We start from the raw sequence: 17018 nt of genomic DNA, 5'->3' as shown, positions 1-17018 counted from the left end.
CCCCGGCGGCGCAAACCAAACCGCCCCGGCCGTGTCCTAGGAGTTTTGCTGCACATCGGAGACACACCATGCTGAAACGCCGCCAGTTCACCACCCTCAGCGCCACCGCCCTGGGCGCGCTGGCCCTGCCCGCCAGCCTGCTGCCGCGCATGGCCCAGGCCGCCACCGTGGGCCAGCCCGCGCCCGACTTCACGCTCAGCGACACCGCCGGCAAAGCCGTGAAACTGTCGCAATACCAAGGCAAGCCCGTGGTGCTGGAATGGAACAACCCCGGCTGCCCCTTTGTGCGCAAGCACTACAACGGCAACATGCAGGCGCTGCAAAAAGAATTTACCGCCCAAGGCGTGATGTGGCTGGCCATCAACTCGACCCGCGACGACAGCGCCGACCACATGAGCCCGGCCCAGCTGGCGCGCTGGATGACCGATCAAAAAGCCAGCCCGACCGCCACCCTGATGGACGAAGACGGCACCGTGGGCCAGGCCTACGCCGCCCGCGTCACGCCGCACATGTATATCGTCAACCCCCAGGGCCTGCTGGTGTTCGCCGGCGGTATTGACAGCATCCCGTCCGCCCGCGTGGCCGACATTGAAAAAGCCACCAACTACGTGCGCCAGGGCCTGCACGAACTGCTCGCTGGCAAACCCCTCACCACCCCCACCAGCCAGGCCTATGGCTGCAGCATCAAATACAAAAACGCCGCCGCATGACCCACACACCCCGCCCCTCGCACATCAACCGCCGCGCCCTCGCCCTGCTGGGTTTGGCTTCCCTGGCCCTGGCTGCCGGTTGCTCGGCTGACGCCACCCCCGACCCCCTGCGCGTCAGCCTGGAAGAAGGCCGCCAGCTGTTTGAAAGCCAACAGGTCGTCATGTTCGACATCCGCGAGCCCGACGAACACGCCACCGGCGTGGCCAACGGCGCGCGGCTGCTGCCCATGTCGCAGCTCAACCAGCGCGCCAGCGAAATTCCCAAAGACCCGGCCCAGCCCGTGCTCATCATCTGCAACACGCAAAACCGGTCCAGCAAAGTGGTGCAAGCCATGAAAGAAGCGGGGTGGAACAACGTGCGCTACGTGCACGGCGGCATGAGCGACTGGGCCCAAAAAGGCTGGCCCATGGTCAAGCCGTTTGGGCTGCCGAAGTCCTGAGAGGCTGAGCGTCTTTCACGCTGGCCGGCCACGGCGCCGGCGTCCACCAAACCGCAGGCCCTGCCCCACGCGGGATAATCTGCGCTTCCTCTCGACCGCAACCGGATACCCCCATGAGCTTCGCCCCCCTGCAAAACGACACCTTTTTGCGCGCTTGTTTGCGCCAGTCCACCGACTACACGCCCGTGTGGCTGATGCGCCAGGCCGGGCGCTACCTGCCGGAATACCGCGCCACCCGGGCGCAGGCCGGCAGCTTCATGGGGCTGGCGACCAACGTGGACTACGCCACCGAGGTGACGCTGCAACCGCTGGAGCGCTATGCGCTGGACGCGGCCATCCTGTTCTCCGACATCCTCACCGTGCCCGACGCGATGGGCCTGGGCCTTTCTTTTGCGCTGGGTGAAGGCCCGAAGTTTCAGAAAACGGTGCGCACCGAAGCCGACGTGGACGCGCTCGCCGTGCCCGACATGGAGAAACTGCGCTATGTGTTTGACGCGGTGACCAGCATCCGCAAAGCCCTGAATGGCCGGGTGCCGCTGATTGGTTTTTCGGGCAGCCCCTGGACGCTGGCCTGCTACATGGTCGAAGGCGGTGGCTCGGACGATTACCGCGCCGTGAAAACGCTGATGTACAGCCGGCCCGACCTGATGCACCGCATCCTGGCGATCAACGCCGACGCCGTGGCCGCTTACCTGAACGCGCAGATTGAAGCCGGCGCGCAGGCCGTGATGGTGTTTGACAGCTGGGGCGGCGTGCTGGCCGACGGCAAGTTCCAGCAGTTCAGCCTGGCCTACACCAAGCGGGTGCTGGCGCAGCTCAAGCGCGAGCACGCCGGCGTGGTGATTCCGCGCATTGTGTTCACCAAGGGCGGCGGCCTGTGGCTGGACGACATGAAAGACCTGGACTGCAACGCGCTGGGCCTGGACTGGACGGTGAACCTGGCCCGCGCCCGCGCGCAGGTAGGCGAAGGCGCCCACGGCAAGGCGCTGCAAGGCAACATCGACCCGAACGTGTTGTTTGCCCAGCCCGAACAGATCGACGCCGAAGTGGCCGCCGTGCTGGAAAGCTTTGGCAAGCCACACCAAGGCCCCGGCGTTGGCGCCACGCACATCTTCAACCTCGGCCATGGCATCAGCCAGTTCACGCCGCCCGAGCATGTGTCGGCCCTGGTGAACGCGGTGCACAGCCATTCCAAACGCCTGCGCATGCCAAGCTGAAGCGGCCCGGCCGGCCGGGACCCTGCCAGGCAGGCTGTGCGCCTCTCTGGGCAGGGCCTCGCCCAGCGCCCGGGGTGCTCAAAACCCACCCGCCAGCAGCCCATAACACAAAACACGGAGAAAAACGGGCTTGACAAAGCCCAGTTATGCACAAAATTTTTGCTGCGGCGCGGCATACCCGGCGGTACCACCCCGCACCGAAGGCCCAGCGCATGAGCGTCGCTAAGTGCTTGATTCATATAGCGTTTGTGAAAATGCTCTTTAAGCAGGCAGTTTAAGCAAACCCTTGATTTGTAAGGCTTCCAGAGGCCCAAACACAATCTATCAACAAAGTTATCCACAGAAGCTCTGGATATGTCCGGATGCACTGTCAAATCAAGGACTTACGCCGCTTTCCGACAGTTGGGCTGAGGAAAAGCCGCTAAGCGGGGTGCGATACCAGCCCTGGGGAGAACCGGCCGCGGCAAAAAAACCCCCTCTGGGTGGCCACAGCCCGCCCCAAGCTGGTTCCACGGTGAAAATGCAACGCTGCGGGGTTTTTAATGCCAAATAATTCATATTCCCGCAGGTGCATAGCACAGAAAAAGGCCAAACCCGGACTTGACAACACGCAGTTATGCACAAATTTTTGTCATCCCGCTGGCTGGCCCAGCGCCAACCACAGGCGCACCCACCGGGGGGTATAAGATGACACAAGTCATTGATTTATATAGGCTTTGTTTTTCTGCCCTTTAAAAAGGCAGTTTAAGTAAACCCTTGATTTGTAAGGCCTCCAGAGGCTCCAGCACAAGCTATCAACAAAGTTATCCACAGAAGCTCTGGATATGTCCAGATGCACTGACAAATCAACGACTTACACCGCCTTCCGACAGTTCGACTGAAGAAAAACCGCTAACCATGACCTTTTGGCCCAACGTGGTGGTGGCCACCCCAGCCCACAGCGGCGTGGGTGCCAGCCTGAGCTACCGAAGTGAGCTGTTGCTTGCGCCGGGCACGCTGGTGCGCGTGCCGCTGGGCAAACGCGAGGTGCTGGGCGTGGTGTGGGAATGCGCCACCGAGCCACCCGAGGGCCTGACCGAAGCCCAGACCAAGGCGGTGGCGAGCGTGCTGGAAGGTGTGCCGCCGCTGAACCCGCGCTGGCGCCAGCTGGTGAAATTTGCCGCCCAGTATTACCAGCGCAGCCTGGGCGAGGTGGCCATGGCCGCACTGCCGCCCCAACTGCGCGAGCTGAGCAACGAGCAGCTGGCGCGCCGGCTGAAGCGCCGCGCCAAAACCAGCCCGGCAGCAGCACCCGAAGCCAGCACAACCGCCGCGGACACCGCGAGCGACGGCCACGACCTGAGCGACGAACAACGCCAGGCGCTGGCCGCGCTGCACAGCGCCCAGGCGCCGGTGCTGCTGTATGGCGCCACCGGCAGTGGCAAAACCGAGGTGTATTTGCGCGCCACCCGCCAGGTGCTGGACACCGCCACGCCCGAGTGCAGCAGCCCCACCCAGGTGCTGGTGATGGTGCCCGAGATCAACCTGACGCCCCAGCTGGAGGCGCGCTTTCGGGAGCGCTTTGAGCCGCTGTATGGCCCGGACGCGGTGGTGTGCCTGCACAGCGGCATGACGCCGCCGCAGCGCCTGAACAGCTGGCTGGCCGCGCACACCGGCGCCGCGCGCATTGTGCTGGGCACGCGCATGGCCGTGTTTGCCAGCCTGCCCGGGCTGCGCCTGATCGTGGTGGACGAGGAACACGACCCCAGCTACAAAAGCCAGGAAGGCGCGCGGTATTCGGCGCGGGACCTGGCGGTGTACCGGGCGAAGGTGGAGACGGAGGCGCTGGCGGCTGAAGCGGCGCTGCTTCTCGCGGGCCCTCACCCCCGCCCTCACCCAGAGGGAGAGGGGGCAAGTCGGGGAGAGGATGCGAACCCGCGCTGCCAGGTGGTGCTGGGCTCGGCCACGCCGTCGCTGGAAAGCTGGCACGCGGCCGACCAGGGGCGTTATGTGCGCCTGGCGATGCCAGGGCGCATAGGCGGTGGCGCGTTGCCCCGCCTGCGCCTGGTGGACATGAACCACCAGCCCAAGGGCGCCGTGCTGGCGCCACCGCTGGTGGCCGCCATGGCCGAGCGCATTGGCCGGGGTGAGCAGTGCATGGTGTTGCTCAACCGGCGCGGCTACGCCCCGGTGCTGGCCTGCCACGACTGCGGCTGGAAAAGCGCCTGCGCGCATTGCAGCGCCTTCCGCGTGTTCCACAAACTCGACCGCACCCTGCGCTGCCACCACTGCGGTTTTACCGAACGCGTGCCCCGCGCCTGCCCCGACTGCGGCAACCTGGACATTGCCCCCGTGGGCCGCGGCACGGAGCAAATTGAAGAACAGCTGAGCGCCCTGCTGGCCGATGTGACGCGGCCCGACGGCGGCCCGGCCCGCGTGGCCCGCATGGACGCCGACTCGACCCGGCTCAAAGGCAGCCTGGAGGTGCAACTGGCCACCATGCACAGCGGCGAGGTGGATGTGTTGGTGGGCACGCAAATGATCGCCAAGGGGCACGACTTTCGGCGCATCACCCTGGTGGCCAGCGTGAACGCCGACAGCGCCCTGTTTGCCAGCGACTACCGCGCGCCCGAGCGCCTGTTTGCCCTGCTCATGCAGGCCGCCGGGCGCGCCGGGCGCGACGCCGCGCACAGCGGCGCCAGCGAAATGTGGGTGCAGACCTGGTACCCGCAGCACCCGCTGTTTGCCACCCTGAAAAAACACGACTTTCCGGCCTTTGCCGCCGAACAGCTGACCGAACGCGAGCAGGCCGGCATGCCGCCCTACGGCTTTCAGGCTCTACTGCGGGCCGACGCCCGTACGCAAGCCGCCGCGCAGGCGTTTTTGAACGGCGCCGCGTTGCAGAGCCTGGGCCTGCCCTACCGCGACGCCATCACCCTGTACCCGGCCGTGCCGCTCACCATTCAGCGCGTGGCCAATGTTGAACGCGCGCAGCTGCTGGTGGAAGCCGCTTCGCGTGGCGCGCTGCAGCGCTTTTTGTCGGCCTGGCAACCGGTGCTGCTGGACTGCCGCAGCCTGCCCGAAGCGCGCGGGCTGATCCGTTTTGCGGTGGACGTGGACCCGCTGGCGATTTGAAGCTGCGGCTGTCACGCCACCGTCACAGGCGCCCTGCAAAATTCACCGGTGCCCAACGCCTGCGAGATAACAGGCGGCACACCACGGCCACCCAAGGGTGGTCGTTCCATTTGGGGGCCCCGATCTTCGCACCGCCCCAAAAAAAAGCCCCCGCAGCCGAAGCTGCGGGGGCCTGAGACCCCACCTCCGCGCGCAGCGCGGAGCGTTCGCTTTACTTCAGGTCAAAGCGGTCCAGGTTCATCACCTTGGTCCAGGCGGCAGCAAAGTCGCGCACAAACTTGGCTTGGCCGTCGTTCTGGGCGTACACCTCGGCCAGCGCACGCAGTTGCGAGTTGGAGCCAAAGGCCAGGTCCACGCGGGTGGCGGTCCACTTCACGGCGCCGGTCTTGCGGTCGCGGCCTTCATAGGCGTTGTCGCCGCTGGGCTTCCAGGCGGTGGACATGTCCACCAGGTTGACGAAGAAGTCGTTGGTGAGCTGGCCAGGGCGCTGGGTGAACACACCGTGCGCTGAGCCCCCATGGTTGGCACCCAGCACGCGCAGACCGCCCACGAGCACCGTCATTTCAGGGGCGCTCAGGGTGAGCAGCTGCGCTTTGTCGAGCAGCATCTCTTCGGGCGCCACGCTGTAGGCCTTCTTGCGGTAGTTGCGGAAGCCATCGGCCACCGGTTCCATCACGCTGAACGACTCCACATCGGTCTGCTCCTGGCTCGCATCGGTGCGGCCCGGGGTGAACGGCACGGCCACGCTCTGGCCTGCGGCCTGGGCGGCGGCTTCCACCGCGGCGCTGCCGGCCAGCACGATCAGGTCGGCCATGGACACCTGTTTGCCACCGGTTTGCGCGGCGTTGAACGCCTGCTGAATGGATTCCAGCGCGGTCAACACCTTGGCCAACTGGGCCGGCTGGTTGGCTTCCCAGTTGTTCTGCGGCGCCAGGCGGATGCGGGCACCGTTGGCACCACCGCGCTTGTCGCTGCCGCGAAAGCTGGAGGCCGAGGCCCAGGCAGTGGACACGAGTTCACTCACCGACAGGCCCGAGGCCAGCACCTGCGCCTTGAGGGCGGCGATGTCCTGCGCGTCGATCACGGGGTGGGCCACCGCAGGCACCGGGTCTTGCCAGATCAGCTCTTCGGCCGGCACCTCAGGGCCCAGGTACAGGCTCTTTGGCCCCATGTCGCGGTGGGTCAGCTTGAACCAGGCGCGGGCATAGGCGTCGGCAAACTCGTCGGGGTTGGCCGCAAAGTGGCGCGAGATTTTCTCGTAGGCCGGGTCGAACTTGAGCGACAGATCGGCCGTGGTCATCATCGGGCGGTGCTTCACGCCGGGACGGTGCGCGTCGGGAATCATGTCCTCCTCAAGCACGTCTTTGGCCAGCCACTGCTGTGCGCCCGCCGGGCTCTTCACCAGTTCCCAGTCGTACTTGAACAGCACCTTGAAGTAACCCATGTCCCAGGTGGTGGGGTTGGGTTTCCAGGCGCCCTCAATGCCGCTGGTGGTGGTGTCGGCGCCCTTGCCGGTGCCCAGCTGGTTGATCCAGCCAAACCCCATGGCTTCCATGGGTGCGGCCTCGGGCTCGGGGCCCACCAGCTTGGGGTCGCCCGCGCCGTGGGCCTTGCCAAAAGTGTGGCCACCGGCCACCAGCGCCACGGTCTCGTAGTCGTTCATGGCCATGCGGGCGAAGGTTTCGCGCACATCGCGGCCTGAAAGCACCGGGTCGGGGTTGCCGTCCGGGCCTTCGGGGTTCACGTAAATCAGGCCCATCTGCACGGCGGCCAGCGGGTTTTCCAGGTCGCGGTCGCCGCTGTAGCGGCTGTTGGGCTTGTCGCTGGTGGCCAGCCATTCGGCTTCGGCGCCCCAGTAAATGTCTTCCTCAGGCTGCCAGATGTCGGCCCGGCCGCCGGCAAAACCGAAGGTCTTGAAGCCCATGGACTCCATGGCCACGTTGCCGGCCAGGATGTACAGGTCGGCCCACGAAATGGCGTTGCCGTATTTCTGCTTGATGGGCCAGAGCAGGCGGCGTGCTTTGTCCAGGTTGCCGTTGTCGGGCCAGCTGTTGATGGGCGCAAAGCGCTGGTTGCCGGTGCCGGCGCCGCCGCGGCCGTCGGCCGTGCGGTAGGTGCCGGCGCTGTGCCAGGCCATGCGGATGAACAGGCCACCGTAGTGGCCCCAGTCAGCGGGCCACCAGTCCTGGCTGTCGGTCATCAGCGCGACCAAGTCGGCTTTGAGCGCGGGAAAGTCCAGCGTCTTGAAGGCTTCGGCGTAGTCAAAGTCCGGGTCCATGGGGTTGGACGCCGGGGCGTGCTGGTGCAGGATGCCCAGGTTCAACTGGTTGGGCCACCAGTCGGCGTTGGACTGTGCGCCTTGCGTGGCGCGTGCGCCGGCGGCAGCGTGAAACGGGCACTTGGCTTCGGTGTTGGGGTTGCTCATGGTGGGTCTCCAGTGGGTTGAACAGGCTCGCTCAGCTTGCGAGGGCCAGTGCCGCCAAACGTTCCACGCAGTCAGCCACAAAAGCGGCGAGGGTGTCGTTGGTGTTCATGGCAGGGCTCCGGCAAGTGATCGAGTCCTCACTGTAGCCGCCACCCATTCATTTGACAAACTGATTTTGACTAGATAATCAATAGTCACCACCTATGACACTCAGGTCATCAGCGCCACCGCGCCCGAGAAGGTGAAGAACGCGGCGGCGGTGGTCACCAGGATGATGCGGGCAATGCGCCCGTTGTCGGCGCCCAGGCGCTCGGCCAGCAACGACACGTTGCTGGCGCTGGGCAGGGCCGACACCAGCACCATCACCGTGAGCGCAAAACGGTCCAGCGGCACCCCCAGCTGGATGGCGGCCAGCCCCACCACCAGCACCAGCAGCGGGTGCAGCAGCAGTTTCATGAGCGCCACGGGCACATAGTCGCCCAGAGGCATGGGGTGGTTGGACTGCATTTGCGAGCGCGCCAGCACCGCGCCAATGGTGAACAGCGCCACCGGCGAAGCCGCGTCGGCCAGCAGCCAGACGGTTTTTTCCACTGGCCCCGGCAGCGTGAAGCTGGCGGCCGAGGCCGCCGCGCCCAGCAAAATGGCCCAGGGCATGGGGTTGGTGAGCACACCGCGCAAGGCTTTTTTACCGGCATCCAGCATGGCCGCAGCGCCATGGCCCTCGCCCTCGTCCAGCCTGGAAAGCGCCACACACAGCGAACTCGTGATGACCATGTCCACCACGATCAACACAATCACCGGGCCCACGCTTTGCGGCCCCAGCAGCGCGGCCAGCAGCGGCACGCCCATGAAACCGGTGTTGGGAAACGCCGCCACCAGCGCGCCCAGCGACGCGTCGTTCCAGCGGATGCGGCTGTTCAAGGTCATGACGATGGCAAAACCCACCATCACCAGCGCGCACAGCAAATACACGCCGGCCACCGAAGCGTCCAGCAGCTGCGCAATGGGCGTGGTGGAGCCAAAGCGGTACAGCATGGCCGGCAGCGCAAAAAACAGCACAAAACCGTTCAAGCCCGGAATGGCTTCCAGCGGCAACATGCGCCGCCGCGCGGCCAGAAAACCGGCCAGCACAAGGGCGAAGAAGGGAAAGGTGACAAGCAGGATATTGAGCACGGGGGGCATTGTCTCAGTTGTGGTCGCGCCACGCCCCACGCCGCCGCAGAGCGCGCCCAGCGCGCCGAATGTCTGAACGGCGCCACGGGCTGAAAGCCTGGCGTTAAGCTTATTCGTTACAAAGAGATACCTCCTGTCACACGCGCCCTGCCATGTCACCCACGCGCCACCCAAGCCCCACCGCCCGCCTGCGCCCTCTGGCGCTGTCCCTGCTCACCGCCGCCGGGTTGCTCGGCGGCTGTGCAGCCCCCCAATTCACGGTCGACGATGGCCGGCCGGTGGACCCTGCCTTGCTGGCCAACATCAGCCTTTACGGCCAGGGCGAACAAACCCTGCGCCCGGCTATCGCCCGCTCGGCGCGCCTGCAAGACGCCGACTGCGACCGCCAGTGGGAACTGCCCATTTCGGTGGCCACCAGCCAGGGCTGGGCAGAGACCGAGCGCGTGGCCTGGGTGCGGGCGCTGGGGGTGGACGAACGCCTCACGGTGGTGGCCAGCACCCACGACGCGCCGCTGAAACCCGGCGAGCGCCTGGTGGACATTGACGGCAGCACCAGCAACGAAGCCCCGAAGCTGCTGGCCGAACTGGGCCGCATGCGCGAGCGCGGACGGCCGTTTGCCGTGACCACCAGCACCGGCAAAACCGTGCAGCTCCAGCCCTTTCAGGTCTGCCGCGGCTACACCCGGCTGGCCCCGCCCAACACCCCCGAGCTGCAGGACTACCACTGGCTCATGAGCTACCACCCGCTCGAACTCATCAAGGCCGACCTGACCGAAGACGAAGCGCTGTGGGCCGTGCTATGGACACAGGACGTGTCCGAAGAAGGCGGGATGCGCATGAAAGCCTACGACTACGGCACGTCCCTGCTGAGCACGCTCTACACCGTAGCTTCCTTGGCCTCAACGGCCGGAATGGCCGAAGCGGCGGTGTCCACCGCGCGGCAGACGGCGGCCTCTATGGTCAGTGAGGTCCTCAAGAAGCAGCTGATCGAACAAGCCAAAACCTTTGCAACCAACCGAATGAAGGAAGCCATCGGCAAGTCGGTGCAAGCGCTCACGCAAGCCCAGGTGGTGGCCAGCATGCAGCAGGTGGCGGCCAACCGGGGCTTGCTGGGCGGCATTTCGCGCGTGGCGGCCACCGTGTTTGACCACGCCGACGCCTGGGCCTACACCCGCATGCAGCAGCTGGGCGCCAACCCGCTGGCCGGCTTCACGCTGCACCAGAAGCTGCTGGAGCGCAACCTGCTCACCAACGCGCTGGCCTTTGACCCGGAGCGCATGGCCTCGGTGCAGGCCCTGGCCACCCAGGGCGGCCACAGCGAAGCGGTGGTGGCCATCCTGAAAGGCATACGGCCCGACACGCTGGACTTCGACCAGGCCGACATGCCGCTGGCCTCGGCCCAGCAGGCCTTCAGCTACGAAGACCTGGAGCCCCGTGGCACCAACCCGTATGCGCGCGGCCTGATCGAAGCCATGCTGGAAATGCCCGACACCGGCCTGCCGGTGGCCGCCTCCAGCCGTTGACACAGCCGCCCCACCTTGCCCCACCCGCACCCCATGCCCAAGCCCACACACACCACCCCACGGCACAGCGCCACGCTTACCGCGCTGGGCGCCCTGCTCTGGCTGGCCTGCGCCAGCGCGGGCGCACAAACCAGCGCCGTCAGCGCCAGCCTGGCCCCCGCGCCCGAGCCCGCCACAGCCAGCGCCCCCACCGAACAGCCCCCCGCCCTCTCGCCCCTGGGTGAGGGCCAGGCCCAGCCCCCCGCGCCCGTGGCCAGCGCCGCACCGCCCGAGAACTGCAACACCCTGAGCGACCGCGCCATGACCGCCGACCTGCAAGCGGCCACCGCGCAGTCCAACAAAACCGGCGCCGCCGAGCTGGCCCAACGGGTGGACGAAGCCATTGCGCTGTGGACCCTGGCGGCCCAGCGCTGCGAAGGCCGCGCCCAGGAGCGCGCCCGCCGCAACCTGGCCGACAGCGAGCGCAGCCGCTCCAGCCTGAACGCCCAGCTCGACGCCAGCCCGGCTTGCACCAACGGCCAGAAAAACGCAACCAGCCTGCAAGACCTGGCCCAGCAGGCGGTGCGCGAACGGCGCTGGATCGACGCCTCGGTGCTGTACCGCAAGGCCGAAAACATGTGGGACGTGGCGGCCGAGCGCTGCGCCGGCGAGGCCCAGCAAACCGCCCTGCAGCGGCGCGAGCAAACCGCCACCGACGCCCACAACGCCGAGTTTTGCGCCCCCGCCTTTGAGCGCGCCCGCGACCAGAGCCAGCAACTGCGCCGCACCAGCGCCAGCCTGAGCGTGGCCGAGCGGCAAACCCAGTCGCAAATCGCGGAAACCCTGTGGCGCGAAGCCCAGGGCCAATGCAAAGGCCAGGCCCAGGACGTGGCGCGCAACCACGCCCAGACCCAGGCCCGCGACCGCGGCACGCCCTGGGTGGCCACCGCATTGCCCGGCGCTGCCGCCCCCGTGGCCGCAACCACGGCGCCCGCGCTGGGTGCGGCGCCCGCCCCGGCAGCCTCAGCCGCCATGGCCGCCGTTGCAAGCGCGGCCGCGCAGGCCGCAGCACCCGCCTTGCCAGCCACCAGCGCCCCCAGCAGCGCGCCCGCCGAAGCCGCCAAAGAACTCGACATCCAGGCCGGCGACACCCGCTTCACCGGCCCCTTCACCCGCGACGGAGAAGGCCTGAGCGGCAACGGCCAGGTGCGCTGGGCCAACGGCGACCACTACCGCGGCGACCTGCGCAAAAGCCGCCGCCACGGCCAGGGCGAGTTTGTGTGGGCCAGCGGCCAGCGCTACGCCGGCAGCTGGGTCGACGACGAACCCCAGGGCAAGGGCCAGCTGGGTTTTGCCAACGGCAACCGCTTTGAAGGCGAGGTGGCGCGCGGCCTGCCGCACGGCCAGGGCCGCATGCTCTACGCCTCGGGCGACCGCTTTGAAGGCCGCTTCAACCAGGGCAAGCCCGACGGCCAGGGCAGCTACCACTGGGCCAACGGCCAGCACTACGAAGGCCCCTGGGTCAACGAACAACCCCATGGCGTGGGCAAACTGCGCTTTGCCAACGGCAACGTGTTTGAGGGCGATCTCGTGGGAGGCACCCCCGAGGGCCGCGGCACCCTGCGCTTCGCCTCGGGCGAACGCTACGAAGGCGCCATGGCCAAGGGCCAGCCCCAAGGCGAAGGCAGTTTTCGCTGGCCCAACGGCGACCACTACACCGGCCAGTGGCAACAGGGCAAAAAACACGGCAAAGGCCGCATGACCTGGGCCAACGGCGACCACTGGGAAGGCGTGTACGACAACGACGCCCAGACCGCCGACGGCGCACTGATGCGCAAAAACCCGTCCTGAGGGGCTGAGCGCCGGCTCTACCGCAGCCGCCCCCGGCGCACGCCGGGGTGCAAAACCGGCAGCCCATTGAGCACGCGCAGTGGCGCGGCGGCTGGCAGGCGCCACAATGTTGAAATATCAACCTGTGTTGCGCGTCTGGGTCACCTGCACCCACATCCGGCACAGACCAAACCCAAAGGATGGGACCCTTGCCCACCAAGCCTGTTCAGAAACGCCCCCGCAAAAGCGCTGCCGCTGCGGCCCCCCCGCTGCCCGCCACCGAAGCCCCCGCACCCACTGGCCCGGCGGCCGGGCCTTGTGTGGCGGGCATCGGCGCGTCGGCCGGCGGCTACGACGCCATTCGCAACCTCTTTCGGGCCATGCCCAACGACAGCGGCATCGGCTTCGTCATCGTTCAGCACCTCGACCCCTCGCACACCAGCCTGGCCGCCGAGCTGTTTGGCAAATGCACCAGCATGCCGGTGGTGGAAGCCACCGACGGCGCGCGCATTGAAGCCAACCATGTGTACACCTCACCGTCCGACAAAGAGGTGGCCGTGGTCAACGGGCACCTGCGCCTGACCCCACGCGACGAACAGCAGCACCTGCACCTGCCGATTGACCATTTTTTCAATTCGCTGGGCGCAGACCGGGGGGCCAGGGCCATTGGTATCGTGCTCTCGGGCACCGGCAGCGACGGCACCCTGGGCCTTAAAAACATTGCGGCCCACGGCGGCCTGGTGCTGGTGCAAGACCCGGCCTCTGCCCAGTTTGACGGCATGCCCCGCAGCGCACTGGCCTCGGGCGTGACCAACTACGTGCTGGCGGTCGAACGCATGCCCAAGGTGCTGGCCAGCTACGCCAGCCACCCCTATGCCCGCAGCACCGAAGAAGTGCCCATGGAAGGCGCGCAACCCAAGGCGCTGCAAGACATGCTCAAGGCCATCAAGGCCCAGCGCGGTTACGACTTTGCGGGCTACAAAAGCGGCACGCTGCGCCGGCGCATTCAGCGCCGCATGAGCATGCACGGCATGCTGCGCGACGCCGATTACGCCGCCCTGCTCAAGCGCGACCCCGACGAGGTGGACGCGCTGTTTCGCGACCTGCTCATTGGCGTGACCGAGTTTTTCCGCGACCCCGAAGCCTGGAAAACGCTGGAAGCCGACGTGATTGCGCCGCTGGTGGCCGGCAAACACAACGACGAACCCATTCGCATCTGGGTGCCTGGCTGCTCCACCGGCGAAGAGGCCTACACCCTGGCCATGCTGGTGCTGGACCGCCTGCGCCTGGCCCGCAAAACCTGCCCGGTACAAATATTTGCCACCGACACCAGCAGCGAAGCCCTGGAAGTGGGCCGCCGGGGGCGCTACCCCGCCGGCATTGCGGCACACATCACCCCGGCCCGGCTGCGCCGCTATTTCACCGAAGTGCCCGAGCACCAGAGCTACCAGGTTAACCAGCCGCTGCGCGAAGCGGTGGTGTTTGGCCTGCAAAACCTGTTTGCCGACCCCCCGTTTGCCCGCGTCGAACTCATCAGCTGCCGCAACGTGATGATTTACCTGGAGCCCGAGGTGCAGCAACGCATCATCGGGCTGTTTCACTTTGCGCTGCGCCCCGGTGGCCACCTGCTGCTGGGCACGGCCGAGTCGGTGAGCGGGCGCGAAGACTTGTTCAAACCCCTGTCGGCCAAGTGGCGCATTTACCGGCGCGAAAGTGGCGTGCGCAGCCCCGTACCGGCGCTGCCCACCGTGCTCGGCGAAACGCGCGAGAGCGGCTTGGCCCCCGCGCCGGTGCGGGGCGTTCCGCGCCTGAGCCAGGCCGCCGGCATTGCCCAGCAGCTCATCCTGGACCGTTTTTCGCCCGCTTCGGTGCTGGTCAACGGCAACTTTGAGGTGCTGTATTTCTGCGGCCCGACCGACGAATTTCTGGTCCGCCCCCGCGGTGCACCCACACAAGACCTGCTGACCCTGGTGCGCGACGGCCTGCGCTCACGCGTGCGGGCCGCGCTGCGCGAGGCCGCGCAGGGCGAAGCCCCGGTGCAGGTGCTGGATGCGCGCATGAAACACGGCAACAGCTTTCACGCGGTTCAGCTCACCGTGACGCCCACTCCCGGCGGCGACCTGGGGCGCCTGTTTCTGGTGGTGTTTGAACACGCCCGCCAGCCCGCGCTGGTGCCCGGCAACGGCAGCGCCGAAGCGGCGCTGGTGCGCCAGCTGGAAGACGAACTGCGCGTCACCCGGGACGACCTGCAAAACACCATTGAGCGCCTGGAAATGGCCAACGAAGACCTCACCGTGTCCAACGAAGAGGTGGTGTCGGTCAACGAAGAACTGCGCTCTCTCAACGAAGAGCTGGAGAGTTCCAAGGAAGAGCTGCAGTCGCTCAACGAAGAGCTCACCACGGTGAACCAGCAGCTGGAGGTGAAGGTGCGCGAGCTGGAGGTGTCCAACACCGACCTGCGCAACCTGCTGGCCAGCAGCGACATTGCCACGGTGTGCCTGGACACGGCGTTCCGCATCAAGTGGTTCACCCCCGCTTCGCAGGGCCTGTTTCGCTTCATTGGCAGCGACGTGGGCCGCCCCATACGCGACTTTTCGCCCGAGCTCGGCGGCGGTGGCCTGGTGGAAGCGGCCAAGCAGGTGCTGGCCAAGCTCAAGCCCGTTCACCTGGAATTTCAAAACGAACAGGGGCATTGGTTTCTGCGCCGGGTGCTGCCTTACCGGGGGGAAGGCGAGCAGGTCAGCGGCGTCATCGTCACCTACACCGACATCACCGAAAGCCAGCTGGCACAAGAAACCCTGCGCAACCTGCGCAGCGACATGGCCGCAACCCACCAGCGCGAGCTGCGTGAGCGCACCCAAAAAATGCGCACCCTGGCGGCCGCGCTGGCGCTGGCCGAAGAGCGCGAGCGCCGCACCCTGGCGCAAGACCTGCACGACCACCTGGGCCAGCTCATCGCGCTGATCAAGCTCAAGGCCGCCGCCATGAACGGGCTCAAGCTCAGCGCACCACAGCGCCAGGCGCTGGACGAGTGCACCGCGGCGGTGGACGAAGCCAACCGCCGGGTGCGGACCATGACCTTTCAACTCAGCCCGCCCATGCTGTACGACATGGGCCTGATCCCCGCGCTGGACTGGCTGGCCGACGAGATCATGCACATCTACAAGCTGCGCGTGGCCATACACGACGACGGCGCGGCCAAACCGCTCGACCCGTCGGTCAGCGCCACGTTGTTCCGGGCGGTGCGTGAACTGCTGATCAACGTGGCCAAACACGCCAAGGTGCAAACCGCCACCATTACCGTGAACGTGACCACCGCGCACGACACAGGCGAGCGGCTGAACATCAGCGTGAGCGACGCCGGCGCCGGCTTCAACCCGGACAAACTGGCCGCCCACAACGGCCGTGGCGGTTTTGGCCTGCTCAGTGTGCGCGAGCGCCTGGGCTACCTGGGCGGCAGCATGAGCGTGATGAGCACCCCCGGCAATGGCACGGTGGTCACCCTGTCGGTGCCACTGCTTGAAGAAGGCCTGGCGGCCATTGAAGCCCCCACCAAGGAACAACCATGACGATCCGGGTGCTGCTGGTGGACGACCACACCATGTTTCGTGAAGCGCTGCGGGCCATGCTGGCGCATTCGCCCGGCATGCAAGTGGTGGGCGAGGCCAGCGACGGCGCTCAGGTGGAAGCGCTGGTGGACACCCTGCAGCCCGACGTGGTGGTGATGGACGTGAGCATGCCCGGCCTCAACGGCATTGACACCACCCGCCGTCTGCATGCCCGGCTACCGCGTTTGCGGGTGGTGGCCTTGTCGGCCTTTGTGTACAAGCGCTTTGTGCTGGAAATGCTGCACGCCGGCGCCACCGCCTATGTGGCCAAGTCGGCCGCAGGCGACGAGCTGGTGCGCGCCATTCACCAGGCATCGGAAGGCAAAACCTACCTGTGCGCGGAAGCAGCCACCGTGCTGGCCGACGCCGTGACGCGGCAAGGCTCGCCCGCCAGCGAGGGGCACAAGAACCCCCTGGGCCCGCGTGAAAAAGAGGTGTTGAGCCTGCTGGCAGAAGGCCACAGCACGGCGCAAATAGCGGTGGCCCTGCACATTGCACCCAGCACCGCCGAAACCCACCGGCGCAACATCATGCGCAAGCTCGACCTGCACAACCTGGCCGCGCTCACCAAATACGCCATACGCGAAGGCCTGGTGACGGCCTGAGCCGGCGCACGCCGCGCCCACGGGGTGCGAAAAGTCTGCAAGGCAGGCGTATTGACGCGGCAACGCCGCCGCCAACAACCGCACACCCACACAGCGAATACCTGGTTTCAGGTACTCAAAATCACGCGCTTGCTGTATAGGCCCGTGGGCTGGCCAAAGCTATAGATAAGGCCCGTTAAAGTCTGAACTTTGTCTGATTTTCGCGATCAGAGTGTCATGGAAAAAGAAAGCGCAAGAAGTCAGACACTGGAGCAACTTCACGAACGACGCAAACAGGTCGTGAGGCTGTACAGACAAGGCACCAAGATCATGCAGATCGTCACGATGACGGGGCTGAGCTACCCGACAGTGCGAACGGCTATCGATCTGTTTGACGCTGGCGGCTGGGGTGCGA

General features: G+C 66.5%; 11 protein-coding genes. 9 read left to right on the top strand and 2 right to left on the bottom strand.

Features of this window, described 5'->3' with window-relative positions:
* Nucleotides 1–68: 68 nt before the first annotated feature.
* The 4 genes from AC0GNR_RS10945 (at nucleotide 69) to priA (ending at nucleotide 5481) form a co-directional block, all read left to right on the top strand.
* Nucleotides 69–710 (top strand): redoxin domain-containing protein, encoded by a 642-nt coding sequence (locus AC0GNR_RS10945; RefSeq protein WP_472900992.1) that lies wholly within the window; start codon nucleotides 69–71, stop codon nucleotides 708–710.
* Nucleotides 707–1150, top strand: a complete 444-nt coding sequence (locus AC0GNR_RS10940) for a rhodanese-like domain-containing protein (RefSeq protein WP_472900991.1) — start codon at nucleotides 707–709, stop codon at nucleotides 1148–1150. Before AC0GNR_RS10945 ends, AC0GNR_RS10940 begins: the two co-directional genes overlap by 4 nt.
* Nucleotides 1151–1263: 113 nt before the next feature.
* Nucleotides 1264–2367, top strand: a complete 1104-nt coding sequence (hemE, locus tag AC0GNR_RS10935) for a uroporphyrinogen decarboxylase (RefSeq protein ID WP_472900990.1) — start codon at nucleotides 1264–1266, stop codon at nucleotides 2365–2367.
* A gap of 897 nt (nucleotides 2368–3264) precedes the next feature.
* Nucleotides 3265–5481 carry a replication restart helicase PriA gene (gene priA, locus AC0GNR_RS10930; RefSeq protein WP_472900989.1) on the top strand — a complete coding sequence of 739 codons (2217 nt, stop codon included), beginning with the start codon at nucleotides 3265–3267 and terminating at the stop codon, nucleotides 5479–5481.
* A gap of 211 nt (nucleotides 5482–5692) precedes the next feature.
* On the opposite strand, the gene katG is transcribed toward priA, so the two are convergent.
* Nucleotides 5693–7906 carry a catalase/peroxidase HPI gene (gene katG, locus AC0GNR_RS10925; RefSeq protein WP_472900988.1) on the bottom strand — a complete coding sequence of 738 codons (2214 nt, stop codon included), beginning with the start codon at nucleotides 7904–7906 and terminating at the stop codon, nucleotides 5693–5695.
* A gap of 210 nt (nucleotides 7907–8116) precedes the next feature.
* The gene (locus tag AC0GNR_RS10920; RefSeq protein ID WP_472900987.1) at nucleotides 8117–9079 is read right to left on the bottom strand and encodes an AEC family transporter; all 963 of its coding nucleotides are present in this window, start codon (nucleotides 9077–9079) and stop codon (nucleotides 8117–8119) included.
* 152 nt (nucleotides 9080–9231) lie between these two features.
* On the opposite strand from AC0GNR_RS10920, the gene AC0GNR_RS10915 reads away from it, so the two are divergent.
* From AC0GNR_RS10915 to AC0GNR_RS10895, 5 genes are all read left to right on the top strand, one after another.
* On the top strand, nucleotides 9232–10602 hold the full coding sequence (locus tag AC0GNR_RS10915; protein WP_472900986.1) for a hypothetical protein: 1371 nt from the start codon (nucleotides 9232–9234) through the stop codon (nucleotides 10600–10602).
* Between the two features lie 33 nt (nucleotides 10603–10635).
* Nucleotides 10636–12432 (top strand): MORN repeat-containing protein, encoded by a 1797-nt coding sequence (locus AC0GNR_RS10910; RefSeq protein ID WP_472900985.1) that lies wholly within the window; start codon nucleotides 10636–10638, stop codon nucleotides 12430–12432.
* Between the two features lie 179 nt (nucleotides 12433–12611).
* A complete protein-coding gene (locus AC0GNR_RS10905) occupies nucleotides 12612–15980 on the top strand; it encodes a chemotaxis protein CheB (protein WP_472900984.1) in 3369 nt (1122 codons plus the stop codon).
* Nucleotides 15977–16624, top strand: coding sequence for a response regulator (locus AC0GNR_RS10900; RefSeq protein ID WP_472900983.1), 648 nt, complete (start codon nucleotides 15977–15979; stop codon nucleotides 16622–16624). Before AC0GNR_RS10905 ends, AC0GNR_RS10900 begins: the two co-directional genes overlap by 4 nt.
* Nucleotides 16625–16840: 216 nt before the next feature.
* On the top strand, nucleotides 16841–17018 hold a 178-nt coding region (locus AC0GNR_RS10895; protein ID WP_472900050.1), incomplete at its 3' end, for a helix-turn-helix domain-containing protein.

This window comes from Hydrogenophaga sp. LT287 (assembly GCF_055702805.1).
The sequence above is the reverse complement of the archived record's forward strand: the minus strand, read 5'-3'. Positions and strand labels throughout refer to the sequence as shown.